22 protein-coding genes are annotated in these 25,556 nt (G+C 59.3%); 11 read left to right on the top strand and 11 right to left on the bottom strand.

Annotation, left to right across the window (positions count from 1 at the left end):
• Position 1: 1 nt before the first annotated feature.
• From AB7M26_RS03350 to AB7M26_RS03340, 3 genes are all read left to right on the top strand, one after another.
• Complete coding sequence (locus tag AB7M26_RS03350) at positions 2–277, top strand: polyhydroxyalkanoic acid system family protein (protein WP_007899268.1); 276 nt, start codon at positions 2–4, stop codon at positions 275–277.
• A gap of 249 nt (positions 278–526) precedes the next feature.
• Complete coding sequence (locus tag AB7M26_RS03345; RefSeq protein WP_007899266.1) at positions 527–949, top strand: phasin family protein; 423 nt, start codon at positions 527–529, stop codon at positions 947–949.
• Positions 950–959: 10 nt separating this feature from the next.
• Positions 960–1,760 carry a phasin family protein gene (locus tag AB7M26_RS03340; protein WP_123499968.1) on the top strand — a complete coding sequence of 267 codons (801 nt, stop codon included), beginning with the start codon at positions 960–962 and terminating at the stop codon, positions 1,758–1,760.
• Positions 1,761–1,921: 161 nt separating this feature from the next.
• Here AB7M26_RS03340 and AB7M26_RS03335 read toward each other — a convergent pair whose 3' ends face one another.
• The 10 genes from AB7M26_RS03335 to AB7M26_RS03290 form a co-directional block, all read right to left on the bottom strand.
• Complete coding sequence (locus tag AB7M26_RS03335) at positions 1,922–2,539, bottom strand: TetR/AcrR family transcriptional regulator (RefSeq protein WP_123499966.1); 618 nt, start codon at positions 2,537–2,539, stop codon at positions 1,922–1,924.
• 59 nt (positions 2,540–2,598) lie between these two features.
• The gene (phaC, locus tag AB7M26_RS03330) at positions 2,599–4,281 is read right to left on the bottom strand and encodes a class II poly(R)-hydroxyalkanoic acid synthase (RefSeq protein WP_123499964.1); all 1,683 of its coding nucleotides are present in this window, start codon (positions 4,279–4,281) and stop codon (positions 2,599–2,601) included.
• Between the two features lie 129 nt (positions 4,282–4,410).
• Positions 4,411–5,265 carry a poly(3-hydroxyalkanoate) depolymerase gene (phaZ, locus tag AB7M26_RS03325; RefSeq protein WP_008067658.1) on the bottom strand — a complete coding sequence of 285 codons (855 nt, stop codon included), beginning with the start codon at positions 5,263–5,265 and terminating at the stop codon, positions 4,411–4,413.
• Positions 5,266–5,399: 134 nt separating this feature from the next.
• Entirely contained in the window at positions 5,400–7,079 is a 1,680-nt protein-coding gene (gene phaC, locus AB7M26_RS03320; protein ID WP_123499962.1) for a class II poly(R)-hydroxyalkanoic acid synthase, read from the bottom strand.
• Between the two features lie 242 nt (positions 7,080–7,321).
• A complete protein-coding gene (locus AB7M26_RS03315; protein WP_008009230.1) occupies positions 7,322–7,699 on the bottom strand; it encodes a gamma-butyrobetaine hydroxylase-like domain-containing protein in 378 nt (125 codons plus the stop codon).
• Positions 7,700–7,838: 139 nt separating this feature from the next.
• Entirely contained in the window at positions 7,839–9,179 is a 1,341-nt protein-coding gene (hslU, locus tag AB7M26_RS03310) for an ATP-dependent protease ATPase subunit HslU (RefSeq protein ID WP_123499960.1), read from the bottom strand.
• Positions 9,180–9,233: 54 nt separating this feature from the next.
• Complete coding sequence (hslV, locus tag AB7M26_RS03305) at positions 9,234–9,764, bottom strand: ATP-dependent protease subunit HslV (protein WP_007899242.1); 531 nt, start codon at positions 9,762–9,764, stop codon at positions 9,234–9,236.
• A 290-nt stretch (positions 9,765–10,054) separates the two neighbouring features.
• Positions 10,055–10,762 (bottom strand): SPOR domain-containing protein, encoded by a 708-nt coding sequence (locus AB7M26_RS03300; RefSeq protein WP_008009226.1) that lies wholly within the window; start codon positions 10,760–10,762, stop codon positions 10,055–10,057.
• A 1-nt stretch (position 10,763) separates the two neighbouring features.
• Positions 10,764–12,500 carry an arginine--tRNA ligase gene (gene argS, locus AB7M26_RS03295; protein ID WP_123499958.1) on the bottom strand — a complete coding sequence of 579 codons (1,737 nt, stop codon included), beginning with the start codon at positions 12,498–12,500 and terminating at the stop codon, positions 10,764–10,766.
• Between the two features lie 238 nt (positions 12,501–12,738).
• Complete coding sequence (locus AB7M26_RS03290; RefSeq protein ID WP_123499956.1) at positions 12,739–14,958, bottom strand: primosomal protein N'; 2,220 nt, start codon at positions 14,956–14,958, stop codon at positions 12,739–12,741.
• Between the two features lie 302 nt (positions 14,959–15,260).
• Here AB7M26_RS03290 and rpmE point away from each other — a divergent pair, with 302 nt between their 5' ends.
• The 3 genes from rpmE (at position 15,261) to AB7M26_RS03275 (ending at position 17,758) form a co-directional block, all read left to right on the top strand.
• Positions 15,261–15,491 carry a 50S ribosomal protein L31 gene (gene rpmE / locus AB7M26_RS03285; protein WP_007899231.1) on the top strand — a complete coding sequence of 77 codons (231 nt, stop codon included), beginning with the start codon at positions 15,261–15,263 and terminating at the stop codon, positions 15,489–15,491.
• A 14-nt stretch (positions 15,492–15,505) separates the two neighbouring features.
• Positions 15,506–16,306 (top strand): thermonuclease family protein, encoded by an 801-nt coding sequence (locus tag AB7M26_RS03280; RefSeq protein ID WP_123499951.1) that lies wholly within the window; start codon positions 15,506–15,508, stop codon positions 16,304–16,306.
• 183 nt (positions 16,307–16,489) lie between these two features.
• Positions 16,490–17,758, top strand: coding sequence for a malic enzyme-like NAD(P)-binding protein (locus tag AB7M26_RS03275; protein WP_007899225.1), 1,269 nt, complete (start codon positions 16,490–16,492; stop codon positions 17,756–17,758).
• Positions 17,759–18,026: 268 nt separating this feature from the next.
• On the opposite strand, the gene AB7M26_RS03270 is transcribed toward AB7M26_RS03275, so the two are convergent.
• The gene (locus tag AB7M26_RS03270) at positions 18,027–20,471 is read right to left on the bottom strand and encodes a penicillin-binding protein 1A (RefSeq protein WP_371317138.1); all 2,445 of its coding nucleotides are present in this window, start codon (positions 20,469–20,471) and stop codon (positions 18,027–18,029) included.
• A gap of 220 nt (positions 20,472–20,691) precedes the next feature.
• Between AB7M26_RS03270 and AB7M26_RS03265 the strand changes: the two genes are divergently transcribed.
• Genes AB7M26_RS03265 through pilQ form a run of 5 tightly spaced genes read left to right on the top strand, consistent with a single transcriptional unit; the run spans position 20,692 to position 25,555 of the window.
• Positions 20,692–21,756, top strand: coding sequence for a pilus assembly protein PilM (locus AB7M26_RS03265; RefSeq protein WP_123499947.1), 1,065 nt, complete (start codon positions 20,692–20,694; stop codon positions 21,754–21,756).
• The gene (locus AB7M26_RS03260; RefSeq protein WP_123499945.1) at positions 21,756–22,322 is read left to right on the top strand and encodes a PilN domain-containing protein; all 567 of its coding nucleotides are present in this window, start codon (positions 21,756–21,758) and stop codon (positions 22,320–22,322) included. The genes AB7M26_RS03265 and AB7M26_RS03260 overlap by 1 nt, the downstream gene beginning before the upstream one ends.
• Positions 22,319–22,942 (top strand): type 4a pilus biogenesis protein PilO, encoded by a 624-nt coding sequence (gene pilO / locus AB7M26_RS03255; RefSeq protein ID WP_123499942.1) that lies wholly within the window; start codon positions 22,319–22,321, stop codon positions 22,940–22,942. The genes AB7M26_RS03260 and pilO overlap by 4 nt, the downstream gene beginning before the upstream one ends.
• Positions 22,939–23,466, top strand: coding sequence for a pilus assembly protein PilP (locus tag AB7M26_RS03250; protein WP_123499940.1), 528 nt, complete (start codon positions 22,939–22,941; stop codon positions 23,464–23,466). The genes pilO and AB7M26_RS03250 overlap by 4 nt, the downstream gene beginning before the upstream one ends.
• A gap of 13 nt (positions 23,467–23,479) precedes the next feature.
• Complete coding sequence (pilQ, locus tag AB7M26_RS03245; RefSeq protein ID WP_123499938.1) at positions 23,480–25,555, top strand: type IV pilus secretin PilQ; 2,076 nt, start codon at positions 23,480–23,482, stop codon at positions 25,553–25,555.
• Position 25,556 lies beyond the last annotated feature (1 nt).

Below are 25,556 nucleotides of genomic sequence, written 5' to 3'. Positions count from 1 at the left end.
GATGGCCCGTATTAGTGTTGAGCGTGCCCACGGCCTGGGTAAGGAAGCGGCCCGCGAGAAGGCCGACAAGTTGGCGCAGAAACTGTCCGAACAATATGGCCTGGAGCCGCAGTGGTCTGGCGACACTCTGAACCTCAGACGCTCGGGCGTAAAAGGGGCGGTATATGTGGGCGAGGACTCGATCAAGGTCGATGTCGAACTGGGCCTGTTGATGTCTGCCATGAGCGGCACGATCAAATCGGAAATTGAAAGGGCTCTGGATAAAGCGTTGGCTTGATCCATTCTTTCTGTGAAATGAGAAACCCTGTGGGAGCGGGCTTGCCCGCGAAGACGATATTCCTGCCGCAGGAGATATTGCGGATATACAGGCCTCTTCGCGGGCAAGCCCGCTCCCACATTTGTTTGTGGTGCGCCCGAAGGTTTGTGTCACTTGTTAGGGTGCCGTTTCTAATTATTCTCACTACTTTGTGCCTGAGCCCGACTCTCTGCGGGCAGTTCCTCGACCCTTCTGCGCGTGAGGTGCACCATGGCCAAAGTTATTTTGAAGAAAAAAGTCGACGTTGAAACTAACGCTCTGGGCGACGTCAAATCGTATGCCCGCAAGATCTGGCTTGCTGGCCTGGGTGCTTATACCAAGGTCGGCCAAGAGGGTAGCGAGTACGTTCAAGAGCTGATCAAGGCTGGTCAAGCTGTTGAAAAGAAAGGCAAAAAAGTAGTCACTGAAAAACTTGAAGCGGCCAATGCCGAGATCGATGAAGCCAAGAGTGAAGTGAGCACTTTCAAAGGCAAAGTCGAACTTCAACTCGACAAAGTCGAAAGGGCTTTCGATACACGTATCGCAAGTGCCTTGAATCGTATCGGCATTCCGTCTAAACATGACGTTGAGACACTCTCTGCTAAGCTCGATGAGCTGACGGCATTGCTCGAACGTGTCGCGCGTAAATCTTAAGGAGAACGGGATGGCTGGTAAAAAGAATACTGAAAAAGAAGGCAGCTCGTGGATCGGGAAGGTCGAAGACTACTCCCGCAAGATCTGGCTGGCTGGTTTAGGCGTGTACTCGAAGATCGACACTGACGGCAGCAAGCTCTTCGATACATTGGTTAAGGACGGCGAGAAAGCCGAGAAGCTCACCAAGAGCGCTGTCGGCAAGAAAGTCGATGCCGCCAAGGACTCCGCTTCGTCGGCCAAGTCGCGCATCAGCGGCGTGAAAGATCGTGCACTGGGCAAATGGGATGAGCTGGAAGGGGCTTTCGATAAGCGTCTGAACAGCGCCATTTCGCGCCTGGGTGTACCGAGCCGCAATGAGGTCAAGGCACTGCACAGCAAGGTCGATACCCTGACCAAGCAAATCGAAAAACTCACCGGTGCCAAGGTTGCGCCTGTTGCGGCGAAAACCGCGGCGGCCAAACCAGCGGCCAAAAGCGTAGCCAAACCATTGGCCAAGGCTGCCGCCAAACCGGCAACCAAAACTGCCGCGGCGAAACCTGCAGCCAAAGCGGCCGCAAAACCAGCCGCTAAACCGGCGGCCAAACCTGCAGCTAAAACCGCAGCAGCCAAACCCGCCGCTGCGAAAAAGCCAGCAGCCAAGAAGCCTGCAGTGAAAAAACCGGCCGCCCCGAAAGCGGCTGCACCGAAACCAGTAGTGGCTGCCGCCAAGCCGGTAACCCCGGTCAGCACGGCGAACTCCGCCACTGCTCCGACACCTGCTGTAACCCCGACTGCTGCGCCGGCTCCATCGACGCCAACCAGTCAGTCCTGATTTCAGGACTAAAAAAACGCCCGGCCTGCGAAGGTCGGGCGTTTTTGTTTTGAAGATTCAAGATTTGGCTCGTCTGTCGAAAAAAGATCGCAGCCTTCGGCAGCTCCTACCGGTGTATGCAATTCCCTGTAGGAGCTGCCGAAGGCTGCGATCTTTTGATCTTAATGCTCTTCGAGGTACTGCAACGCCAACCGCTCGGTCGCAACCTTGACAGGCGGCAGCAAGTGCGGCGCCACCAGCATCATGATCTGATACACCACCAGTCGCACTTCACCTTCACGGTCGAGAATTCGCTGATAGTCCAGTGAGAACAGCAACGTCATGGTGATTTGTTCCACCAGTTGCCCCAGCGCCTGGGTGTCACTGACCAACTGACCTTGAGCTTTCAATTGCGCCAGCAATGAAGCCAGTGTGCGCTTCAACGCATTGAGCAGGTTGCGTATCCCCTTGGCCAGTTTCGGCAGGCGGCCGGCAAGGTTCGACAGGTCCTGGAACAGAAACCGGTAATGGGCCAGGCGTTCGATGATCAGGTGCAGGAACAGCCAGTAATCTTCAGGCGCCAATTCCACATCGGACGGTGGGTCGAGCAAGGGCGTCAACTCGGCCTGGAAGCGCTCGAACAGTCCGAGGATCAGCGGTTCCTTGCCGTGGAAATGGTAGTAGAGGTTGCCCGGGCTGATGCCCATTTCGTTGGCCACTTCCATGGTGGACACATTCGGTTCGCCCTTCTGATTGAACAACTGCAGGGCACATTCGAGAATCCGGTCGCGGGTTTTCATCCAGTCTTCTTAATGGTCGAGTCATGCCACGGCCATTGGTGGCCGTGGTTCGTTAAACGTCAGCGCACGCGCACGTAAGTACCGGGTGCCGCCTCCATCGGTGGATAGTTCTGGTTGCCGAGGGTCATCCGGGTTTCGTGTTGTGCGCCGGAGCGTTCCTGAATCCAGTCCAGCCATTGCGTCCACCAACTACCGTCGACGCGCTTGGCGTCGTAATACCAGGCCCGCGGGTCGCTGCTCAGTTTCGGATTCTCGACGTAGTTGGCTTTCGGATTGTTCGGCGGGTTGAGAATGCTCTGTACATGACCGCTGTTGGACAGCACGAAGCGCCGCTCGCCCCCCAGCAGTAATGTCGAGCGATACACCGCATCCCACGGGGTGATGTGATCATTCATGCCTGCCACGCTGAAGCTGTCGACGGTGACTTTCTGCAGGTCGATCGGTGTGCCGCACACTTCCAGCCCGCCAGGATGACTCAGCGGGTTGTGCTTGAAGAAGTCCAGCAGATCACCATGAAATGCTGCCGGCAGACGCGTGTTGTCATTGTTCCAGTAGAGGATGTCGAACGCCGGCGGCTCCTTGCCCATCAGGTAGTTATTGACGAAGTAATTCCAGATCAAGTCGTTGGGACGCATCCAGGCAAACACCCTGGCCATGTCACTACCTTCCAGAACGCCCTTCTGATACGAGCGACGCTTGGCCGCTTCCAGCGTTTGTTCGTCGGCGAAGAGGGTGGCCGGGCTGTCTATCTGACTGTCGAGCATGCTGACCAGGTAGGTCGCGCTGGATACTCGTCGTAGCTGTCGCTTGGCCTGCAAATGCCCTTGCAATGCGGCAATGGTCAGCCCACCGGCACAGGCCCCCATCAAGTTGACCTCGCGCGCGCCGGTGATTGCCCGGCAAACATTCATCGCTTCTTCAGTGGCTTCGACGTAAGACGACAACCCCCATTCGCGATGACGCACATCGGGATTGCGCCAGCTGATAACGAAGGTCTGCAAACCGTTTTTAAGGGCGAACTGAACGAAGCTGTTGTTGGGGCTCAAATCGAAAATGTAGTACTTGTTGATCTGTGGCGGCACGATCAGCAATGGCTTGGAATACTGCTTTTCGCTCATCGGCTTGTACTGGATCAGCTCCAGCAGCTCATTGCGAAACACCACCGAGCCGGTAGTGGTGGCGACCGTTTTGCCCACCTCGAATGCTTGTTTGGTGACTTGTCTTGGCAGGCCGTTGTTGTGCAGGACATCGTCGACCAGATGGCCGATACCCCGCACCAGACTATTGCCGCCGGAGTTGAAAAATTCCTTGATCGCCAGCGGATTGAGCAGGGTGTTGGACGGCGCCACGGCGTCATTGATCAAGGCAAAGGCAAAGTGGGCGCGGGCACGATCGTCCGGGCTCATGTTGCTTTCGTCGATCCAGCTTTTGACTTCTTTCTGCCAGCTCAGATAGGCCTGCAGGCTGCGGCGATAAAAAGGATTGAGGCTCCACGTCGGGTCGGCAAAGCGACTGTCTTGCGGGTTGGTCGGATGAAGGGTTTCACCCAACAATACGCGGCCCAACTGGCCGCCCAGCTTCAAGGCATGCCGGGCCGTATACACCGGGTTGCGCAGGCCGTGGGTGGCCAGGCTGCGCAAGGTCGAAAGCAGGTCCCGGCCGCGCAGACCGGTAACCGCACTCTGAGCATTGATGAATGCAGCGGGAGTGGGCAAAGAGCCCTTCGCTGGTTTGTCGCGCATGAGTTAACACTCCTTCGTCATCAGGCCAAAAACAAACACACCCGAACAAAACACCATAGACGTTGTTGCGGGTTGTTGCGCGGCACGGCCTCCTGCTGACTCCTTTTCATAAACAAAAGTCGGGGTCGGTTAACCGCCCGATGGCGCCGGATGCGGATGCATTACTGCGCGCTGACGTTCTTCCTCGAGAAACTTCATGATGATCGGTGCCACCGCTTCGGCGCGGGTAATCAAGAACAGATGGCCGTCGTCGATGATGTGCAATTGGGCATTGGGAATTCGCCAAGCCAGCATGCGCATGTTGATCAGCGGGATCAGTGGGTCGTCGTCGCCGGCCAATACCAGGGTCGGTTGATGGATTTTGTGCAGCCAGTGAATGCTGGTCCAGCCGAGGCCGGCGAACAGTTGCCAGTAGTAACCGAGCTTGCCTGCCGAACGAACCCTGGCGGCGTGACTGGCTGCCAGGGTCGGATCGCGACGGAACGAGCCGCCGTAGATCATCGGTGCAATGCGGATCACATGGGAGGGCTGGATATAGCGTCGCGGGCTGGCCATCATCATCAGCACTTTAGGCTTGCCCGGAACCATCACGGTGCCTGCCGCCGTGGCCGCCAGCACCAGCTTCTTGCAGCGCTCGGGATAGTCATGGGCGAACTGCTGCGCCAGAGCGCCGCCCCACGAAACGCCAATCACGTTGACTTGCCCGTAATCGAGATAGTCGAGCATTCGCGCCGTGAGTTTTGCCAGGCCTGAAAAGCGATAGGGTCGATTGGGAGTCGATGAGCCGCCGACACCGGGCACGTCGAAGGCAATGACTTCCAGGTCCGGATCCAGAGCCTGGACGAACGGGAATATCAGCTCCAGGTTGGCGCCGATGCCGTTGAAAATCAGCAAGGGCGTCAAGTGGGGCTTGCCGGGGCGTACCGCAGTGCGGAGGGTCTGGCCATCCAGGTTGACGGTACGAAAGACGAACGGTTGCGGCATGCACGAAGCCCTGTAGGTTTTAAACGCTGATCGAGCCGTCCCGGGCCGTCGCAGAATGTTCGAGGCTGGCCTCGAGAGTAATCGATAGAGATCGCGGCACCTCCCAGTGCCGCGGACTGCGAGTTATTTGAAGCTCAACGTTCATGCACGTATGTACCCGGCGAAGCCTCACCCGCTGGATAGGCCTTGTTGCCAAGGTTGGCGGGGGATTTCTTCAGTTTGCCCGAACGCTCGGCCTGCCACGCCTGCCAATGCAACCACCAGGAGTCGGTATGCTTGGTGGAGTTTTCCATCCATTCTTCGGCTTTGACCGGCATGTCGGTGCTGGTCATGTAGCGCGCTTTCGGATTGCCCGGAGGGTTCAGAATGCTCTGGATATGCCCGCTGCTGGACAGCACGAACTCGACCTTGCCACCGAACAGCTGCGCGGATTTGTAGCAGGACTTCCACGGAGTGATGTGATCGTTGGTACCGGCCAGGGAAAAGATGTCGGCGGTCACCTGCTTGAGGTCGATCGCTGTGCCGCACACTTCCAGTGCGTTGGGGCGGATCAGTGGGTTGTTTTTGAACATCTCGATCAGGTCGCCGTGGAACGCGGCCGGCAAGCGAGTGGTGTCGTTGTTCCAGAACAGAATGTCGAAAACCGGAGGCTCGTTGCCCAGCAGGTAGTTGTTGACCCAGTAGTTCCAGATCAGGTCGTTCGGGCGCATCCAGGCGAAGACTTTCGCCATGTCACGGCCTTCCAGCACACCGGCCTGGTAAGAATGGCGCTTGGCGGCTTCGAGGGTCTGCTCGTCGACGAACAGGGCCACATCGCTGTCCAGGGTGGTGTCCAGCACGCTGACCAACAGGGTGAGGGCGTTGACCTTCTTCTCGCCGATCGCCGCGTAGTGGCCCAGCAGGGCGGTGCAGGTGATGCCGCCGGAGCAGGCGCCAAGCATGTTCACGTCTTTGCTGCCGGTGATTGCGGTGACCACGTCGACCGCTTCCTTGAGCGCTTCGATGTAGGTCGACAGACCCCACTCACGCTGCTCCTTGGTCGGGTTGCGCCAGCTGACGATGAATGTCTGCACATTGTTGCGCAGGCAGAAGCGCGCCAGACTCTTGTCCGGGCTCAGGTCGAAAACATAAAACTTGTTGATCTGTGGCGGCACCACCAGCAGCGGGCGTTCATGCACCTGCTCGGTGATCGGTCGGTACTGGATCAACTCCAGCACATCGTTGCGAAACACCACTGCGCCTTCGGTCACGCCCAGGCTCTTGCCGACTTCGAACGCGCCCATGTTGACCTGGCTCGGCATACCGCCGTTGTGCACCAGATCCTTGGCCAGGTGGGAGAGACCGTCGAGCAGGCTCTTGCCACCGGTTTCGAAGAAGCGTTTGACCGCCGCCGGATTGGCCGCCGTGTTGGTCGGGGCCATGGCTTCGGTCATGAGGTTAATCACGAAATGCCCGCGAGCGACGTCCTTGGGCGAAAGATTGCTGTCATCGATCCACGCGTGAAGCTCCTTGCGCCACGCCAGATAGGTTTGCAAATAACGTTTATAGAGCGGGTTCTGACTCCACGCCGGGTCAAGGAAGCGACGGTCATCACTTTGCGGTTGAAGCTCGGATTTTCCAAACAGTACGTTCTTCAGTTCGATGCCGAAATGAGCGACATGCCTGGCACTGTGGATGGGTTGCCTGATGGCCTGGCTCAGCACCATGCGGGCAGAGCCCAAGAGATCCTTTCTACGTAGTCCAACAACAGGATTCAGCCCCAAGGTATTTTCCGAAGCCTGAAATTTCAAGTCATCGTTAAGCTTGTTACTCATCTACGACGCTCCATTGTCCTGAGACGAGTACCTGAGCCCAGCTGTGTAGTCACACAGCAAACGCCAGGTACTACTGCTCGGGTGACCGTTAATTGCGAATAGCTACAAATGCACGGAACTTGCCAGCTCCATTGGTTACCCGAGTTTAATTTTTTTCGCAAGCGGGCCAATCGTTGACGCCGCAGCGGAGCATTCAAACAGATGGAATTAGAAAATGCCCTCTAAACAGCCAGAGGCCTGTATTAGAGCATCAGCTTGACGACCGATTCATTCGGATCACGGGTCTTTCCAGCCGCTTTGAGTTCCGCAAGATAATCGTTCCAAAGATCTTCTTGGCGCACTGCCAGCTGGTACAGATACTCCCAAGTGAACAGGCCGCTGTCGTGGCCGTCGTCGAAGGTCAATTTCAGTGCGTACTGACCGGCTGGTTCGACCTTGCTCAGGCCGACACCGATCTTGCCAAATTGCAGGATAGGTTTGCCATGGCCCTGGACTTCGGCGGAAGGAGAGTGCACGCGAAGAAACTCGGCGGGCAGGTGATATTCCTCGCCGGACGCGTATTTGAGCGACAGGGTTTTCGAGGCTTTGTGGAGTTTGATGTCGGTGGGGAGTTGGGTCATGGCAGGTCGTCCGTCTATGTGGAACGTTGTGTAGGAGCTGCCGAAGGCTGCGATCTTCTGATCTTCGGCGTCAGCCGGAAAAGATCGCAGCCTGCGGCAGCTCCTACAGGTGTTACGTTCTCACAGGAGAGTAGGTGACCTACAGGATATAACGGGACAGGTCTTCGTTCTGCGCCAATTCGCCCAAGTGGCTGTTGACGTAATCGGCATCGATCAGGATCGGCTTGTCCTCGTGGGTGCTGGCCAGATCGCCGGCGCTGAACGACACCTCTTCGAGCAGGCGCTCGAGCAGGGTGTGCAGGCGACGGGCACCGATGTTTTCGGTTTTCTCGTTGACCTGCCAGGCGATCTCGGCGAGACGCTTGATGCCGTCCGGGAGGAATTCGATGAGCAGGCCTTCGGTTTTCAGCAGTGCACAATATTGCTCGGTGAGCGATGCATGCGGTTCGCTGAGGATGCGCTCGAAATCTTCCGGGCTCAGGGCCTTGAGTTCGACCCGAATTGGCAGGCGACCTTGCAGCTCCGGCACCAGATCGCTCGGCTTGCTCAGGTGGAACGCACCGGAAGCGATGAACAGGATGTGGTCAGTCTTGACCATGCCCAGTTTGGTGTTGACGGTGCAGCCTTCGATCAGCGGCAGCAAGTCGCGCTGTACGCCCTCACGGGACACGTCGACGCCCCCGGAGTTGCCTCGCTTGGCAACCTTGTCGATTTCGTCGATGAACACGATGCCGTGCTGCTCGACGGCTTCCAGGGCCTTGGCCTTCAATTCTTCTTCGTTGACGAGGCGACCGGCTTCTTCGTCGCGTACCAGTTTCAGCGCCTCCTTGACCTTGAGCTTGCGGTTTTTGCGCTTGCCCTTGCCCATGTTGGCGAACAGGCTCTGCAACTGGTTGGTCATTTCTTCCATGCCCGGTGGCGCGGAGATATCGACGCCGGACACTTCGGCCACTTCGATTTCGATCTCCTTGTCATCCAGCTGACCTTCACGCAGGCGTTTGCGGAACAGCTGACGGGTGTTGGAATCCTGGGACGGTGCGGAGTCCTCGTTGCTGAAGCCCATGCGTGCCGGTGGCAGCAGGGCGTCGAGGATGCGTTCTTCGGCGGCGTCTTCGGCGCGGTGGCGAACCTTGGTCATTTCCTGTTCGCGCAGCAGCTTGATCGCGGCGTCGGCCAGATCACGAATGATCGATTCGACGTCGCGGCCAACGTAGCCCACTTCGGTGAATTTGGTCGCTTCGACTTTGATGAACGGCGCGTTGGCGAGTTTGGCCAGGCGACGGGCGATCTCGGTTTTACCGACACCGGTGGGGCCGATCATCAGGATGTTCTTGGGAGTGACTTCGACGCGCAGCTCTTCGGGCAGCTGCATCCGGCGCCAGCGGTTGCGCAAGGCGATGGCGACGGCGCGTTTGGCATCGTCCTGGCCGATGATATGGCGATTGAGTTCGTGGACGATTTCACGGGGGGTCATGGGCATAATAATTGGCGGTCCTCAAGCAAAAGTGAGCCGTGGCGCTAGGCCAAAACAGGCTTACTCAGCGAGATCCTGCTCCTCGATGGTGAAGGTGTGGTTGGTGAATACGCAGATGTCGCCGGCGATGCCGAGCGCTGTTTCGACGATTTCCCGCGCCGACAAATCGGTTTTCTTCAACAGGGCACTCGCGGCAGCCTGGGCGTAACCGCCGCCGGAACCCATGGCGATCAGGCCTTCTTCGGGCTCAACCACGTCACCGTTGCCGGTGATGATCAGGGAGGCATCTTTGTTGGCGACCGCGAGCATCGCTTCGAGGCGGCTCAGGGAGCGGTCGGTGCGCCATTCTTTGGCGAGTTCGACGGCGGCGCGAACCAGGTGGCCCTGATGTTTCTCGAGCTGGCCTTCGAAACGCTCGAAGAGGGTGAAGGCGTCAGCGGTGGCCCCGGCAAAACCGGCGATAACCTGGCCGTGGTAGAGGCGGCGAACTTTCTTCGCGTTGCCTTTCATCACGGTATTACCGAGCGAAACCTGGCCGTCGCCGCCCATGACGACTTTGCCGTGGCGGCGAACTGAAACGATGGTGGTCAAGGGAGAGTCTCCACGCAGCGGGGCGAAAATGCCTTATGCCAACTCATATGGGGGTGGTGGAGCGTTTTTCAACTGTAGGACGCGGCGGGGGACGAGCGGTTTGTCATTTGCTGAAGGAGGATGCAAGTGAATCCCTGTGGCGAGGGAGCTTGCTCCCGTTCGGCTGCGCAGCAGTCGTAAACCCAGCTACCGCAGTCTGTCTGATGGACCGCGGTGCCCGGGTTAGAGAGTGCTGCGCACTCCAGCGGGAGCAAGCTCCCTCGCCACAAAAGCAGGTTGTTTCTGCTAGGTCAGCGACTCTGACGTTGTTGTAACAACAGGTTGCTGAAGCCGCTGCCCGCCAGTTGCTTCTGAGCGGTAGTCAGCTGTTCGCGATTACTGAACGGGCCAACCAGCACTCGATACCAGGTCTCGTCCTTCACCGTGCCGGATTCAACCGCCACGGCCTGACCCAGCAGAATGATCTGCGCACGCACCTTGTCGGCATCGGCTTCCTTGCGGAACGAACCGGCCTGCAGGAAGAACTTGGTCACCGGCGCAGCTTTCGCCACGGGTGGCGCTGGCGGCGGGGTGATGCCGGCCAATGCCGCTTGAGCCCGGGCCGTGTCGATCTTCGCCGCTTGCTCCGGCGTCACCGGCGTGGTCGGGATGGCCGGCACTTGTGGCGTCGGCAGGGTTTTCTCCGGCACCGCGTCCGGGGGCACGATGACTTCCGATTCCGGCAGCAAAGTGTAGAAGTCGTACTTCGGCTTCACCGGTTGCGTCGGGCTCGGCGGAGTCTTGTTGGCCTCGGCGATCTTGGTGGCTTTCTGCTGCTCGATCTTCTCGCGCTTGACGGTATCGCTGCCCTTGCCCGGCTCCAGCTTCATCAGGAACACAATGAACGCGCCGACCGTCAGGCCGATGGCCATCCACAGCCAGCCCGGGATCGGTTGCTTTGCAGGAGCTTGGTAACGGCTGGCGCCACGCTTGGGTGCAGGTTTTTTCTTGGCAGCCAACTTACATACGCTCCAGAGTTTCCAGACCCAAGAGTTCCAGGCCTTGCTTGAGAGTGCGGCCGGTCAGCGCGGCGAGGCGCAGGCGGCTCTGCATTTGCGCCGGGGTGTCGGCGCCGAGGATCGGGCAGTTCTCATAGAAGCTGGAGAACAGGCCGGCGACATCGTACAGGTAGCTGCAGAGGATGTGCGGCGTGCCTTTGTCGGACACGTTGTTCAGTATTTCGCCGAACTGCGCCAGTTTCGCGGCCAGCTCATGTTCGTGGGTTGCTTCGAGACTGATTTTACCTTCGACTTCGCTGAAGTCCTTGCCGAGTTTGCGGAACACGCCGGCCACTCGGGTGTAGGCGTACAGCAGGTATGGCGCGGTGTTGCCTTCGAAGTTCAGCATCAGGTCGAAGTTGAAGCTGTAATCGCTGGTGCGGTGCTTGGACAGGTCGGCGTATTTCACGGCGCCAATGCCTACGACCTTGGCGATGTTGCGCAACTCGTCTTCGGCAAGCTCCGGGTTCTTCTCCTTCACCAGGGTGTAGGCGCGTTCCTGGGCTTCGGTCAGCAGGTCGATCAACTTCACGGTGCCGCCATCGCGGGTCTTGAACGGACGGCCGTCGGCGCCGTTCATGGTGCCGAAGCCCATGTGTTCCATTTCCATCGGGTGCGTCACGAAGCCGGCCAGGCGCGCGACCTGGAACACTTGCTGGAAGTGCAGGGCCTGGCGCTGGTCGACGAAGTACAACGCGCGATCGGCCTTGAGCTTGCCGCTACGGTAGCGCACGGCGGCCAGGTCGGTGGTGGCGTAGAGGTAGCCGCCGTCAGCCTTGACGATGATCACCGGCAGCGGGTCGCCGTCGGCGTTCTTGAATTCGTCGAGGAATACGCATTGAGCGCCGTTGCTCTCGACCAGCAGGCCGGCGGCCTTGAGGTCGTTGACCACGTTGATCAGGTCGTCGTTGTAGGCGCTTTCGCCCATTACGTCGGCCATGGTCAGTTTGACGTTCAGCAATTCGTAGATTTTCTGGCAGTGCGACAACGAGATGTCTTTGAACTTGGTCCACAGCGCCAGGCAATCCGGGTCGCCGGCTTGCAGCTTGACCACCAGGCCACGGGCGCGATCGGCGAACTCTTCGGATTCGTCGAAGCGCTGCTTGGCGGCGCGGTAGAAGTTTTCCAGGTCCGACAGCTCATCACTGGTGATCGGGTTTTCCTGCAGATAAGCCATCAGCATGCCGAACTGGGTGCCCCAGTCGCCAACGTGGTTCTGGCGGATCACTTCGTCGCCGAGGAACTCCAGAACCCGGGCCACGCCGTCGCCGATGATGGTCGAACGCAAGTGGCCGACGTGCATTTCTTTGGCCAGGTTCGGGGCCGACAGGTCGACCACGGTGCGCTGCACCGGGCCGGCCTTGCGTACGCCGATGTGGTCATCGGCCAGTGCCGCGTCCAGGCGGGTCGCCAGGGCTTGAGTGTTCTGGAAGAAGTTCAGGAAGCCAGGACCGGCGATTTCGGCTTTGGAGACGTTCTCGTCAGTCGGCAGCGCGGCGATGATTTTCTCGGCCAGGTCACGGGGCTTCATGCCCGCAGGCTTGGCCAGCATCATGGCGATGTTGCTGGCGAAGTCGCCGTTTTTCTTGTCGCGAGAGTTTTCCACCTGGATCGCCGGCGACAGGCCTTCAGGCAACACACCTTCGTTGACGAGTTGGGTGATGGCTTGTTGGATCAACTGGCGAATGGTGTCTTTCATGGTCTTCTCTTTCGACCGCTAGCGCGGCGGCGCTTCGATGCGCTGGTGGAAAAACTGGGCATTATCCGTTGCGAAGACGGGCTTGCCAACTATAGCGGGCAGGTTATGGATATGTGGTGACAAATCGGCCGCCTTCGCGGGCAAGCCTCGCTCCTACAAGGAATAGGCGTTGATCACAAAACCAATGAACACCATAGACTTTGTGGGAGCGAGCCTGCTCGCGATGGCAATCTCTAAATCAATACAAATCGACCGGATCAACATCCAGCGACCAACGCACCGCCCGCCCACTCGGCATCTGCTCCAAAACCAGCAACCAACTGCTCAGCAATCGATGCAGCGGCGCCCGGGCCGTGGCTTGCAGCAACAACTGTGCACGATAACGCCCGGCCCGGCGTTCCATCGGTGCCGGCACGGGCCCCAGCAACTCAATCCCGGTCAGATTCTGTTCGGCCAGCAAACGCTCGGCCTCGCTGCACGCCTCATCGAGGAAGCCTTCGGCTTGCCCCGGTTTATGCGCTTCGGCCCGCAGCAGCGCGAGATGCGCAAACGGCGGCAGACCGGCGGAGCGGCGTTCGCTCAACGCCTGTTCGGCAAAGGCGAAATAGCCCTGTTCGGTCAGTTGCACCAGCAGCGGATGGTCCGCCAGGTGCGTCTGGATAATCACTTTGCCCGGTTCTTCGGCCCGCCCCGCGCGCCCGGCGACCTGGACGATCAACTGCGCCATGCGTTCGCTGGCGCGGAAATCGCCGGAGAACAGCCCGCCGTCGGCATCCAGAATCGACACCAGGGTCACCCGTGGAAAGTGGTGCCCTTTGGCAAGCATTTGTGTGCCGACCAGAATGCACGGCTGGCCTTTTTGAATGGTGGCGAACAGTTGATTCATCGCGTCTTTGCGTGAAGTGCTGTCGCGGTCGACCCGCAGCACCGGGACGTCCGGAAACAGAATCCCCAGGCGTTCTTCGGCGCGCTCGGTACCGGCGCCCACAGGCCGCAAATCGACCTTGCCGCACTTCGGGCAATGCCGGGGCACTCGTTCGACGTAGCCACAATGGTGGCAACGCAGCTCGCCGGAGCGCTGGTGCACGGTCATTCGCGCGTCGCAGCGCTGGCATTCAGACATCCAGCCGCAGTCGTGGCAGAGCAGCGTCGGGGCGAACCCTCGGCGGTTGAGGAACACCAGCACCTGCTGGCCGGCGGCCAGGGTCTGACCGATAGCTTGCTGCATCGGCCCGGAAATGCCGCTGTCCAGCGGACGACTTTTCACGTCCAGGCGCAGGAAACGCGGTTGCTTGGCACCACCGGCCCGCTCATTCAGGCGTAGGAGGCCGTAACGACCGGTGTAGGCGTTTTGCAGGCTTTCCAGCGAAGGTGTGGCGGATCCGAGGACAATCGGGATGTTTTCCTGCCGGGCGCGGACCAGTGCCAGGTCGCGGGCGTGGTAGCGCAGGCCTTCCTGCTGTTTATAAGAGCCGTCGTGCTCTTCATCGATGATGATCAGGCCGGGGTTTTTCATCGGCGTGAACAGTGCCGAACGGGTACCGATAATAATGTCGGCCTCGCCATCCCGCGCCGCCAGCCAGGCTTCCAGGCGTTCGCGGTCATTGACCGCGGAGTGGATCAGCGCGATGCGCGCATTGAAGCGCTGCTCGAAGCGCGCCAGGGTTTGCGGGCCGAGGTTGATCTCCGGGATCAGCACCAGAGCTTGCTTGCCGGCCTCGAGGGTTTCGCGGATCAGCTGCAAATAGACTTCGGTCTTGCCGCTACCGGTAACGCCGGCCAGCAGGAACGCGTGATAACTGTCGAACCCGGCGCGAATCGCTTCATAAGCGGCGCGCTGCTCGGGGTTGAGCGGCAATTCCGGTTGTGCCAGCCAGTGTTCGTGGCGAGCGCCGGGGGCGTGCTTGCGGATTTCGACTTGCACCAGATCCTTGGCCAGCAACAGATCGAGGCTGTCCTTGCTCAGCATCAGTTTGCTCAGCAGCTGATGAGCGACGCCGTGGGGATGCTGAGCCAGGGTCGCCAGAGCTTCGCGCTGACGCGGGGCACGAGCGATGCGCGGGTCATCAAGGCTGGCGCCGGGCGCGGCGGACCAGAAGCGTTCCTGGCGTGCTTCGGCCAGTTCGCCTTGTCGCAACAGTACCGGCAGTGCCCAGCTCAACGTGTCGCCGAGGCTGTGCTGGTAATACTGAGAGGTCCATAGGCACAGTTTGAACAGTGCGGGCGGCAGCGGCGGCGTGGCGTCGAGCAGCGCCAGGGCCGGCTTGAGTTTGTCTGCCGGCACTTCGCTGGTGTCGGTGACCTCCACCAGAATCCCGATCATCTCCCGCCGACCGAACGGCACCCGCAAGCGCATGCCCGGGTGCAACTGGGCACGCAAGATACCGGCCGGGGCACGATAATCGAACAGGCGGCGCAGAGGCGAAGGCAGGGCGAGGCGCAAAATGGCGTTGGGCACGCGGGGGGATCTCTCTGGGCGGGCAGTAAGAAAGGCTGAGCGCAACCCCTGTGGGAGCGGGCTTGCCCGCGAAGAGGCCTATGCAGTCGGCATCTTCATTGGCTGTCAGGACGCTTTCGCGGGCAAGCCCGCTCCCACAGGTTTGCGTGCAGATGATCAGCATTTGGGGCGCGAGCCTAGCAGACGGTCGGTGTAAGGGACAGCTTGCGTGATTGCGAAGGTCTGGTAGAATCCGCGGCCTAATTACGTGCGGTATTCAACAATGGTGTTGAGTGGCGGCACGCTAGCCTGAGGAATACATCATGAAAGCCGATATCCATCCAACATACGAAATCACCGCAGTTACCTGCAGCTGTGGCAACAAGTTCGAAACTCGTTCGAACCTGGCCAAGCCTCTGGCGATCGACGTATGCAACGAGTGCCACCCGTTCTACACCGGTAAGCAGAAGACTCTGGATACTGGCGGTCGTGTACAGCGCTTCGCAGACCGTTTCGGCGCTTTCGGCAAGAAAGCTCCTGCTGCTGCAGAGTAAGGTTGAAAGGCCCGATGGGCTTTTCCTTGCTGATGAAAAAGGCGTCCCTCGCGGGCGCCTTTTTTGTGTCCGCGATTTGGCTTTCCGGTGCTCAGGCCTTCTGCCCGGCGCCGAGCGGGCTGACGCCGGTCGCGGTGCAACGGGTGGTGGATGGCGACACCTTGCGTCTGAGCGATGGCCGTAGTGTGCGCATGATCGGTTTGAATACGCCGGAGCTGGGCAAACAGGGTCGCTCCGACGAACCGTTTGCCGTGGCCGCGCGCAAACGCCTTGAAGCGCTGGTGGCTGCCAGCGATGGGCGAGTCGGTTTGTTGCCGGGTAAAGAAAGCAGGGACCATTACGGCCGTACCCTGGCTCATGTCTACAGTGTCGATGGGGCCAACCTCGAAGCGCAGATGCTCGCCGAGGGCCTCGGTTTTCAGGTGGCGGTGGCACCGAATGTCGATTTGGTCGCCTGCCAGCAAGCGGCCGAAACCAGTGCTCGTCGGGCCGGTCTTGGGCTGTGGCGACAATCACCTGTATTGAAAGCGGAGCAGATCAGCGCGTCCGGTTTCGCCATGCTCAGTGGTCGTGTGAGCAAGGTTCAGCGCAATCGCGGCGGCGTTTGGATCGAGTTGCAGGATTCGGTTGTATTGCGGGTTGCACCCAATCTACTGGACCAATTCGATGTCGCATCGCTTGAAAAGCTCAAAGGCAAGCAGATCGAGGCTCGTGGCTGGGTGGTGGATCGTTCGCGCCGCGGTGGGTTGCAACCGGGGCAGGCGCGCTGGCTTCTGCCGCTGACCGATCCGGCGATGTTGCAGGCCGCGCCGTAAGAAAAAATTGTAGACATTTTAAATGTCGATTGTGAACAGTCTATCCCTTGTGTTCCGTGGCTCTTGGCCCAAAGTCGTAGGGCCGGGCGCTTGACAGGGGTGACTGGTCAGTCTTGTGAGGACTTTGCGAGGCGAGTATCCTCGGCGGTCCGTCTGTCCAACAGTAAAAAGCGGAATGCCCCTATGTCTGATCTGAAAACTGCCGCTCTCGAATATCACGCCCATCCCCGTCCAGGGAAGCTGAGTGTCGAGCTCACCAAGGCCACCGCTACCGCCCGCGATCTGTCGCTGGCCTATAGCCCCGGCGTAGCCGAACCAGTACGCGAAATCGCCCGCGATCCTGAACTGGCCTACAAATACACCGGCAAGGGCAACCTGGTTGCAGTCATTTCCGATGGCACCGCGATTCTCGGCCTGGGTAACCTTGGCCCATTGGCTTCCAAGCCAGTTATGGAAGGTAAAGGCGTGCTGTTCAAGCGCTTCGCCGGCATCGACGTGTTTGACATCGAAGTCGACTCCGAAAGCCCGCAAGCCTTCATCGACACCGTCAAGCGTATCTCCATTACCTTCGGCGGCATCAACCTGGAAGACATCAAGGCACCTGAGTGCTTTGAGATCGAACGTGCTCTGATCGAGCAGTGCGACATTCCGGTATTCCACGATGACCAGCACGGCACCGCAATCGTGACTGCGGCCGGCATGATCAACGCCCTGGAAATCGCTGGCAAAACCCTGGCTGACGCCAAGATCGTCTGCCTGGGCGCCGGTGCTGCCGCCATCTCCTGCATGAAATTGCTGGTGAGCATGGGCGCCAACATCGAAAACATCTACATGGTTGACCGTACCGGCGTGATCCACTCCGGCCGTGACGACCTGAACCAGTACAAGGCTGTGTTCGCTCACGCGACCGAAAAGCGCACCCTGGCTGACGCGCTGGAAGGTGCTGACGTGTTCGTTGGCCTGTCCGGCCCGAACCTGCTGAGCGCTGAAGGCCTGAAATCCATGGCGGCCAACCCGATCGTGTTCGCGTGCTCTAACCCGGATCCGGAAATCTCCCCGGAACTGGCTCACGCCACCCGTAACGACGTGATCATGGCCACCGGCCGTTCGGACTACCCGAACCAGGTCAACAACGTACTGGGCTTCCCGTTCATCTTCCGTGGTGCCCTGGACGTTCGCGCCAAGCGCATCAACGAAGAAATGAAAGTGGCTGCCGCCAACGCCCTGCGTGAACTGGCCAAGCTGCCAGTACCTCAGGAAGTGTGCGACGCCTACGGCGGCATCAAACTGGAATTCGGTCGTGAGTACATCATTCCGAAACCAATGGATGCCCGTCTGATCACCCTGATCTCCGATGCCGTGGCCAAAGCCGCCATCGAGACCGGTGTGGCGACCCTGCCGTATCCGAAGAACTACCCGCTGAAAAGCGTGGATGACGTGTTCAACGGCTAAGCCGTTGTAGCGCATCAACCAAAAGCCCCGGCTCTCGCGAGTCGGGGCTTTTTTGTATCTGAGAGTTTTGTATCGTTTGTAAGGATCTCTTCGCGGGCAAGCCCGCTCCCACAGGAATCGCGGTGGTTCACAACCCCTGAGAGCACCACAGAACCTTGTGTGAGCGGGCTTGCCCGCGAAGGGGGTGGGTCATTCAGCGCATAACCGGCAGGCAATAAAAAGCCCCGCACATCTTTCGAGGGCGGGGCTTTTAGGTGTTGCTACACGATCAGAACAAATCGATCGGCGCTGCCTCATCGGCTGGTAGCGGGCTGCCCGGCACATTGCCGTTGCTCAGCTCATTCACCGACGGTGGCGTGTCTTCGGCCTTGAACAGTTCGAAGTAGGCACCTGGCGTACTTGGGGTGGCCGCGCGGCCGCTGATCGGATCGACGCGCAGGCTGAGAATGCCTTCGGGTTCCGCTTGGGTGTGGGGCGGTTTGTCTTTGAGGGCCGCGGCCATGTAGTTCATCCAGATCGGCAAGGCAACGGTGCCGCCGAACTCGCGTTTGCCCAGGCTTTCCGGTTGGTCGAAGCCGGTCCAGACGGTGGTCACGTAATCGGCGTTGTAGCCGGAGAACCAGGCGTCCTTGGATTCGTTGGTGGTACCGGTCTTGCCCGCGATGTCGCTGCGACCCAACGCCAGCGCACGGCGGCCGGTGCCGAGTTTGATCACATCCTCAAGCATGCTGTTGAGGATGTAAGTGGTGCGCCCATCGATGATGCGCTCGGCCACGGCCGGCGTTTGTGGCATTGGCTGGGCGCTCGGTGCTTCGCCCGGGGTAGCGTTGACCGTGAAGGTGTCAGAGGCCGGCATGGCGATGCCATCGCTGGCTACGACGCCTTTCGGAACGCTCGGCGGGTTGGCAACGAATAGCGTGTCGCCGTTGCGGCTTTCGATCTTGTCGATGATGTACGGGGTGATCTTGTAGCCGCCATTGGCGAAGGTGGCCCAGCCGGTGGCGATTTCCATTGGCGTCAGGGTCGCGGTACCCAGGGCCAGGGACAGGTTGCGCGGCAGGTCCTGCTTGTTGAAGCCGAACTTGCTGATGTAGTCGATGGTGCGGTCGACACCCAGCGCTTGCAGCAGGCGGATCGATACCAGGTTGCGCGACTTGTAGAGCGCTTCACGCATGCGGATCGGGCCGAGGAAGGTGTTGGTGTCGTTCTTCGGCCGCCAGACTTTGTCCAGGTACTCGTCGACGAACACGATCGGTGCGTCGTTCACCAGGCTGGCGGCGGTATAGCCGTTGTCCAGGGCGGCGCTGTACACGAACGGCTTGAAGCTCGAACCCGGCTGACGCTTGGCCTGCATGGCGCGGTTGTAGTTGCTCTGCTCGAAGGCGAAACCGCCGACCAGCGAACGAATGGCACCGTTCTGCGGGTCGAGGGAAACCAGCGCGCCTTGAGCCTGCGGAATCTGGCTGAATTTGAGCGAACCGTCTGGCTGACGCTGCACGCGAATCAGATCACCGACCTGTGCGACATCCGACGGCTGCTTCGGATTGGCGCCCATGCTGTTGGTGTTCAGGAACGGACGAGCCCACTTCATGGTTTCCCAGGCGACGTGCTCTTCGCCGGTACCCGTGCGGGTCAACACCTGCACGCCGTTCTTGTCGACCTGGGTCACGATCGCCGGTTCCAGGCCGCTGATGATTCGCTGTTTGGTCAACTCCTGAGTCCAGGCCTCTCGGGTTTTACCCGGCAGGCGTGACTCGGGGCCGCGATAACCGTGCCGTTGGTCGTAGGTCATCAAGCCTTCATGAACCGCGGTGTTGGCCATCTCCTGCAAATTGCTCGGCACCGTGGTGGTGACACGGAAACCTTCGGTATACGCATCGCTGCCATAGCGGCCGACCATTTCGGCACGGGCCATTTCGGCGACGTATGGCGCGTTCACTTCCGGAGTCGGCACATGATAGCTGGCGTTCAGCGGCTCATTGATGGCAGTGGTGTAGTCGGCTTCGGTGATTTTGCCGAGCTTATACATGCGCCCCAGGATCCAGTCGCGACGCTCTTTGCTGCGGGTCGGGTTGGCCAGCGGGTTGAAGCGCGACGGGGCTTTTGGCAGGCCGGCGATCATCGCCATCTGCGCCAGGCTCACGTCACGAATCGACTTGCCGTAATAAACCTGCGCCGCTGCTTCGATGCCGTAGGCGCGGTTGCCCAGATAGATCTTGTTGACGTACAGCTCGAGGATCTCGTCCTTGGTCAACTGCCGTTCGATCTGCAGGGCCAGGAGGATTTCGGTGGTTTTGCGCGAGAAGCTGCGTTCGCTGGTCAGGAAGAAGTTCTTCGCTACCTGCATGGTGATGGTGCTGCCGCCGGACTGAATATGTCCGCTCTTTACCAGCTGGGTGGCGGCACGCATCAGGCTGCTGGGATCGACGCCGTAGTGGTTGGCGAAATTGTCGTCTTCAGCACTTAGTAACGCATTAATGAAATTGGGGGGAATGTCGGCGAAACGGATTGGCGTACGGCGCATTTCGCCAAATTCTGCGATCAACTTGTTGTCGCTGCTGTACACCCGCAAAGGAATCTGCAACTGAATACTTCTCAGCGCCTCCACGGATGGCAATCCGGGGCTAAGGTAAAGAAAAGCGCCGCTCAGACCCAGGAGCAGTCCGCAGAAAACGGCGACGATGGACCAACCGAAAAATTTCAGCAGACGAATCAAGGCTTTTGGATATCCAGGGTAAAGAATGAATTAGGCATCAGGGGTTCAGGCTATACACAGAATGACCCGCGCTTGCAGTGAAAGCGGAAAAAACGCTCAGCATTATAAGCATTTTTCCGTCGGGGAGCGTCATTTGCGCTTCTGTCAAGACGGAGGGTATTGAACGCAATGGATATTACAGAGTCCGTAACTCACGGATAGTCATAGGGAATTGGTAGTGCTAGGACTCTTCAATAAAAAAGCCAATACGCTTCTGGGGATCGACATCAGCTCTACGTCGGTGAAGCTACTGGAACTCAGTCGTCAGGGCGACCGGTACCGGGTCGAGGCCTATGCGGTCGAGCCGCTGCCTGCCAGCGCCGTGGTCGAGAAAAATATCGCCGAGCTCGAAGGGGTGGGGCAGGCGCTTGCGCGGGTGCTATCCAAGGCCAAAACCAGCCTCAGGAACGTGGCCGTCGCTGTGGCCGGTTCGGCGGTGATCACCAAGACCATCGAGATGGACGCCGGTCTTTCCGACGACGAGATGGAAAACCAACTGAAGATCGAGGCTGATCAGTACATCCCTTATCCACTGGATGAAGTGGCGATCGATTTCGAAGTGCAAGGCGTGTCGGCGCGCAACCCCGAGCGGGTCAATGTGCTGCTGGCGGCGTGTCGCAAGGAAAACGTCGAGGTCCGTGAAGCGGCCCTGGCTCTGGCCGGGCTGACCGCGCGCGTGGTCGACGTCGAAGCCTATGCCCTGGAGCGATCGTTCGGCCTGCTGGCAACCCAGTTGGCCGCCTCTCAGGAGCGCCTGACCGTGGCGGTGGTCGATATCGGGGCCACCATGACCACCCTGAGCGTGTTGCACAACGGGCGGATCATCTACACCCGCGAACAATTGTTCGGCGGCCGTCAACTGACGGAAGAGATCCAGCGTCGTTATGGCCTGACGGTCGAACAGGCGGGGCTGGCGAAGAAGCAGGGCGGTTTGCCGGACGATTACGTCAGCGAGGTCTTGCAGCCATTTCGTGATGCGTTGGTGCAACAGGTGTCGCGTTCATTGCAGTTTTTCTTTGCTTCTGGCCAGTACAACTCGGTCGATCACATCCTCCTGGCCGGCGGCACCGCCTCGGTCCCCGGGCTGGAGCGATTGATCGAGCAGCGACTGGGTACGCCGACCCAGGTCGCCAATCCATTCTCCAACATGACCCTGAGCAGCAAGGTCAACGCCGGTGCCTTGGCGAGCGATGCCCCGGCACTGATGATCGCTTGCGGGCTGGCCCTCAGGAGTTTCGACTGATGGCGCGGATCAATCTTTTACCCTGGCGTGAAGAGTTGCGCGAAGGGCGTCGCAAACGCTTTTTACTGGCATTGGTCGGTGTGCTAGTGGGGTCGGTGGCAGCGCTGCTGATTGCGGACCAGGTCATTAACAGCGCCATTAATCGGCAAGTCGCCCGTAACGATTACATTGGCAAGCAGATTGCCGTGGTCGACGAGCGGATCAAACAGATCAGCGATCTGAAGGCCCGCCGACAGCAACTCGTCGAACGCATGCGCATCATTCAGGACCTGCAAGGCAACCGGCCGATCAGCGGGAGGATTTTCGATCAATTGGCGCGTACCTTGCCGGACGGAGTTTATTTCACCGAAGTGAAAATGGTCGGCAAAACCGTGTCCATCACCGGCGCGGCGGAATCCAACAACCGGGTTTCGGATCTGATGCGCAATCTTGATGCCTCCGATTGGTTCGATGCGCCCAACCTCACGGAAGTCAAAGCGACCACCGCCGGTCAGCTGGACCAGGCCAATATTTTTCAGTTGACCGTCCGTCAGACCCAGCCCGCGATTGTGGGGGGCGCTAAATGAAACCATCCGAATGGTTCGAAGGGTTGCGCCAGATCGACATCAACGATCTGGACACCAACAACATGGGTTCCTGGCCACCGGCGATCAAGGTCCTGGCAAGTGTCCTGCTGATGATCCTGGTGCTAACCCTTGGCTACAGCTTCTTGATCAGTGACCTGCAAAACCACCTGGAACTCAGGCGCGAGGAAGAATCGACGCTCAGGGAGCAATTCGCGACCAAAGCCCATATGGCGGCGAATCTGGAGCTGTACACCCAGCAGATGAAGGAAATGGAAAACTCCTTCGGCATGCTGTTGCGGCAATTGCCCAGCGACACCGAAGTGCCCGGCCTGCTGGAGGACATCACCCGCACCGGCCTGGGCAGCGGCCTGGAGTTCGAAGAAATCAAGCTGCTCCCGGAGGTCACCCAGCAGTTCTACATCGAACTCCCTATCCAGATCACCGTCACCGGCGCTTATCACGACCTGGCCACTTTTGTCAGTGGCGTGGCCGGGCTGCCACGGATCGTCACCCTGCATGACTTCGACCTGGCGCCGGCCAATCCCGATGGCGGTCCGAAGTTGCGCATGAGCATCCTGGCCAAGACCTATCGCTACAACGACAAGGGGTTGCAGAAATGAGCCCGATTCGTTGCCTGTCGATGGTCATGTGCCTGGTCATCCTGGCCGGTTGTGGCGGCGACAATGATTTCAGCGACCTGGACGCCTACCTGAACGAAGTGCGCCTGCGTGCCCCCGGCAAAATTGAACCAACGCCCACATTCCGGTCTTACCCGACATTCACCTATAACGCTGCCAACCTGCGTAGCCCGTTCTCCAGGCAGGTCAGAGTCGATCTGGCCGGTCAGAAGCACGGCTCGCGTAACGTCAAACCCGACCCCAACCGGGTCAAGCAGTACCTCGAAGGTTTCAACATCGAACAGTTTGAAATGGTCGGCACCCTCTCCAATGCAACCGGCTCCTTTGCGCTGTTGCGCGGGGCGGGCGGCGTGCATCGGCTGAAAGTCGGCGATTACCTGGGGCGTAACGATGGGCGGATCGTCGCCATCAGCGGTTCGCAAGTCGACGTGGTCGAAATCGTTCCTGACGGCGAAGGCGCCTGGCTGGAACGGCCGCGGACCATCCCTTTGAAAGAGCACTCATAGTGGAACTCGAATAATGAACAGGATTTTCTCAACCTTCGGTATTTCGCTATGGATAGCGTTTTTGTCGCCGATGGTACTGGCGGCCAACCTCAAAGCGCTGGATGTCGCCGCGCTGCCCGGTGACCGTGTCGAGTTGAAGTTGTCGTTCGATGGGCCGCCACCGCAGCCCCACGGTTACACGACAGAGCAGCCTGCGCGGATTGCGCTGGACCTGCCAGGGGTCACCAGTCAGCTGGCGAACAAGAATCGGGATCTGGGCGGCGGCAATGCCCGCAGCGCCACGGTCGTTGAGGCCAAGGACCGTACGCGGTTGATCATCAGCCTGACTCAATTGACGCCATACAACGCTCGCGTCGAAGGCAACAATTTGTTCGTGGTTGTCGGGCAAGGGGCCGGTAGCAAGGCGCCCAAACCGGCCGCCAGCGCACCGCGCGCAACCACTGCGACGCCAGCGCCCGCCAGGGTCAATGCACCCGTGGGCAAAGCCATCCGGGGCGTGGATTTCCAGCGCGGCACCCAGGGTGAGGGCAATGTGGTCATCGATCTGTCGGATCCGTCCATCGCTCCGGACATCCAGGAGCGCGATGGCAAAATCATCGTCGGTTTCACCAAGACCCAACTGCCTGAACGGTTGCGTGTACGTCTCGACGTCAAGGATTTCGCCACGCCGGTGCAGTTCGTCAACGCCAGCGCCACGGGCGACCGAGCCATTATCAGTATCGAGCCCAGTGGCGCCTTCGATTATTCGACCTATCAGACCGACAACAAACTGACCGTCAGCATTCGGCCGATGACTGTCGATGACTTGCAGAAGCGCAACACTGAACGCTTTGCCTACACCGGCGAAAAACTCTCGCTGAATTTTCAGGACATTGATGTGCGCTCGGTGCTGCAGCTGATCGCCGATTTCACCAACCTCAATCTGGTGGCCAGCGACACGGTGCAGGGTGGCATCACGTTGCGTCTGCAGAATGTGCCGTGGGATCAGGCGCTGGACCTGGTGTTGAAAACCAAAGGTCTGGATAAGCGCAAGATTGGTAACGTGCTGCTGGTGGCGCCGGCTGATGAGATCGCTGCCCGAGAGCGTCAGGAACTGGAATCGCAGAAGCAGATTTCCGAACTGGCGCCTCTGCGTCGCGAGCTGTTACAGGTCAACTACGCCAAGGCCGCCGATATCGCCAAGCTGTTCCAGTCAGTGACCAGCGCCGAAGCGAAAGTCGACGAACGAGGTTCAATCACTGTCGATGAGCGGACCAACAACATCATTGCCTACCAGACCCAGGATCGCCTCGACGAACTGCGTCGTATCGTTGCGCAGCTGGATATTCCGGTGCGTCAGGTGATGATCGAGGCGCGCATCGTTGAGGCCAACGTCGATTACGACAAAAGCCTTGGCGTGCGCTGGGGCGGTTCGGTGCAGAAGGGTAACTGGAACACCTCCGGGGTCAACGGCTCTTCGACCACCATAGGGACGCCAGGCAGCACCAGCACTAACTCGCCGTTCGTCGACTTGGGGACCTCTGCCAATACCTCGGGGATCGGCATCGCCTTCATTACCGACAATGTGCTGCTGGACCTTGAACTTTCGGCCATGGAGAAAACCGGCAACGGGGAAATCGTCTCGCAGCCCAAGGTGGTCACGTCCGACAAGGAAACCGCGAAAATCCTCAAGGGCACCGAGATTCCCTATCAGGAAGCCAGCTCCAGCGGCGCCACCTCGGTGTCGTTCAAGGAAGCCTCGCTGTCCCTGGAAGTGACCCCGCAGATCACGCCGGACAACCGCATCATCATGGAGGTCAAGGTCACCAAGGATGAACCGGATTACCTGAACAAAGTGCAGGATGTACCGCCAATCAAGAAAAACGAGGTCAACGCCAAGGTGTTGGTTAACGACGGCGAGACCATCGTCATTGGTGGAGTTTTCTCAAATACTCAGAGCAAGGTTGTAGATAAGGTGCCATTTCTCGGTGATGTGCCGTATCTTGGCCGCCTTTTCCGGCGTGACGTGGTTTCGGAGAAAAAATCCGAGCTGCTGGTATTTCTCACTCCGCGTATCATGAACAATCAGGCGATTGCTGTGAGTCATTGAT

This window comes from Pseudomonas sp. F-14 TE3482 (genome assembly GCF_053629455.1).
The sequence above is the reverse complement of the archived record's forward strand: the minus strand, read 5'-3'. Positions and strand labels throughout refer to the sequence as shown.

Bases quoted from the DNA above. Each gene is read 5' to 3' on its own strand.
- AB7M26_RS03340 (WP_123499968.1), top strand. From the start codon at position 960: ATGGCTGGTAAAAAGAATACTGAAAAAGAAGGCAGCTCGTGGATCGGG.
- AB7M26_RS03250 (WP_123499940.1), top strand. From the start codon at position 22,939: ATGAGCCCGATTCGTTGCCTGTCGATGGTCATGTGCCTGGTCATCCTG.
- rpmE (WP_007899231.1), top strand. From the start codon at position 15,261: ATGAAAGCCGATATCCATCCAACATACGAAATCACCGCAGTTACCTGC.
- AB7M26_RS03335 (WP_123499966.1), bottom strand. From the start codon at position 2,539: ATGAAAACCCGCGACCGGATTCTCGAATGTGCCCTGCAGTTGTTCAAT.
- pilQ (WP_123499938.1), top strand. From the start codon at position 23,480: ATGAACAGGATTTTCTCAACCTTCGGTATTTCGCTATGGATAGCGTTT.
- AB7M26_RS03315 (WP_008009230.1), bottom strand. From the start codon at position 7,699: ATGACCCAACTCCCCACCGACATCAAACTCCACAAAGCCTCGAAAACC.
- phaC (WP_123499964.1), bottom strand. From the start codon at position 4,281: ATGCGCGACAAACCAGCGAAGGGCTCTTTGCCCACTCCCGCTGCATTC.
- hslU (WP_123499960.1), bottom strand. From the start codon at position 9,179: ATGCCCATGACCCCCCGTGAAATCGTCCACGAACTCAATCGCCATATC.
- pilO (WP_123499942.1), top strand. From the start codon at position 22,319: ATGAAACCATCCGAATGGTTCGAAGGGTTGCGCCAGATCGACATCAAC.
- AB7M26_RS03275 (WP_007899225.1), top strand. From the start codon at position 16,490: ATGTCTGATCTGAAAACTGCCGCTCTCGAATATCACGCCCATCCCCGT.
- AB7M26_RS03260 (WP_123499945.1), top strand. From the start codon at position 21,756: ATGGCGCGGATCAATCTTTTACCCTGGCGTGAAGAGTTGCGCGAAGGG.
- phaC (WP_123499962.1), bottom strand. From the start codon at position 7,079: ATGAGTAACAAGCTTAACGATGACTTGAAATTTCAGGCTTCGGAAAAT.
- argS (WP_123499958.1), bottom strand. From the start codon at position 12,500: ATGAAAGACACCATTCGCCAGTTGATCCAACAAGCCATCACCCAACTC.
- AB7M26_RS03350 (WP_007899268.1), top strand. From the start codon at position 2: ATGGCCCGTATTAGTGTTGAGCGTGCCCACGGCCTGGGTAAGGAAGCG.
- AB7M26_RS03280 (WP_123499951.1), top strand. From the start codon at position 15,506: ATGGGCTTTTCCTTGCTGATGAAAAAGGCGTCCCTCGCGGGCGCCTTT.
- phaZ (WP_008067658.1), bottom strand. From the start codon at position 5,265: ATGCCGCAACCGTTCGTCTTTCGTACCGTCAACCTGGATGGCCAGACC.
- AB7M26_RS03345 (WP_007899266.1), top strand. From the start codon at position 527: ATGGCCAAAGTTATTTTGAAGAAAAAAGTCGACGTTGAAACTAACGCT.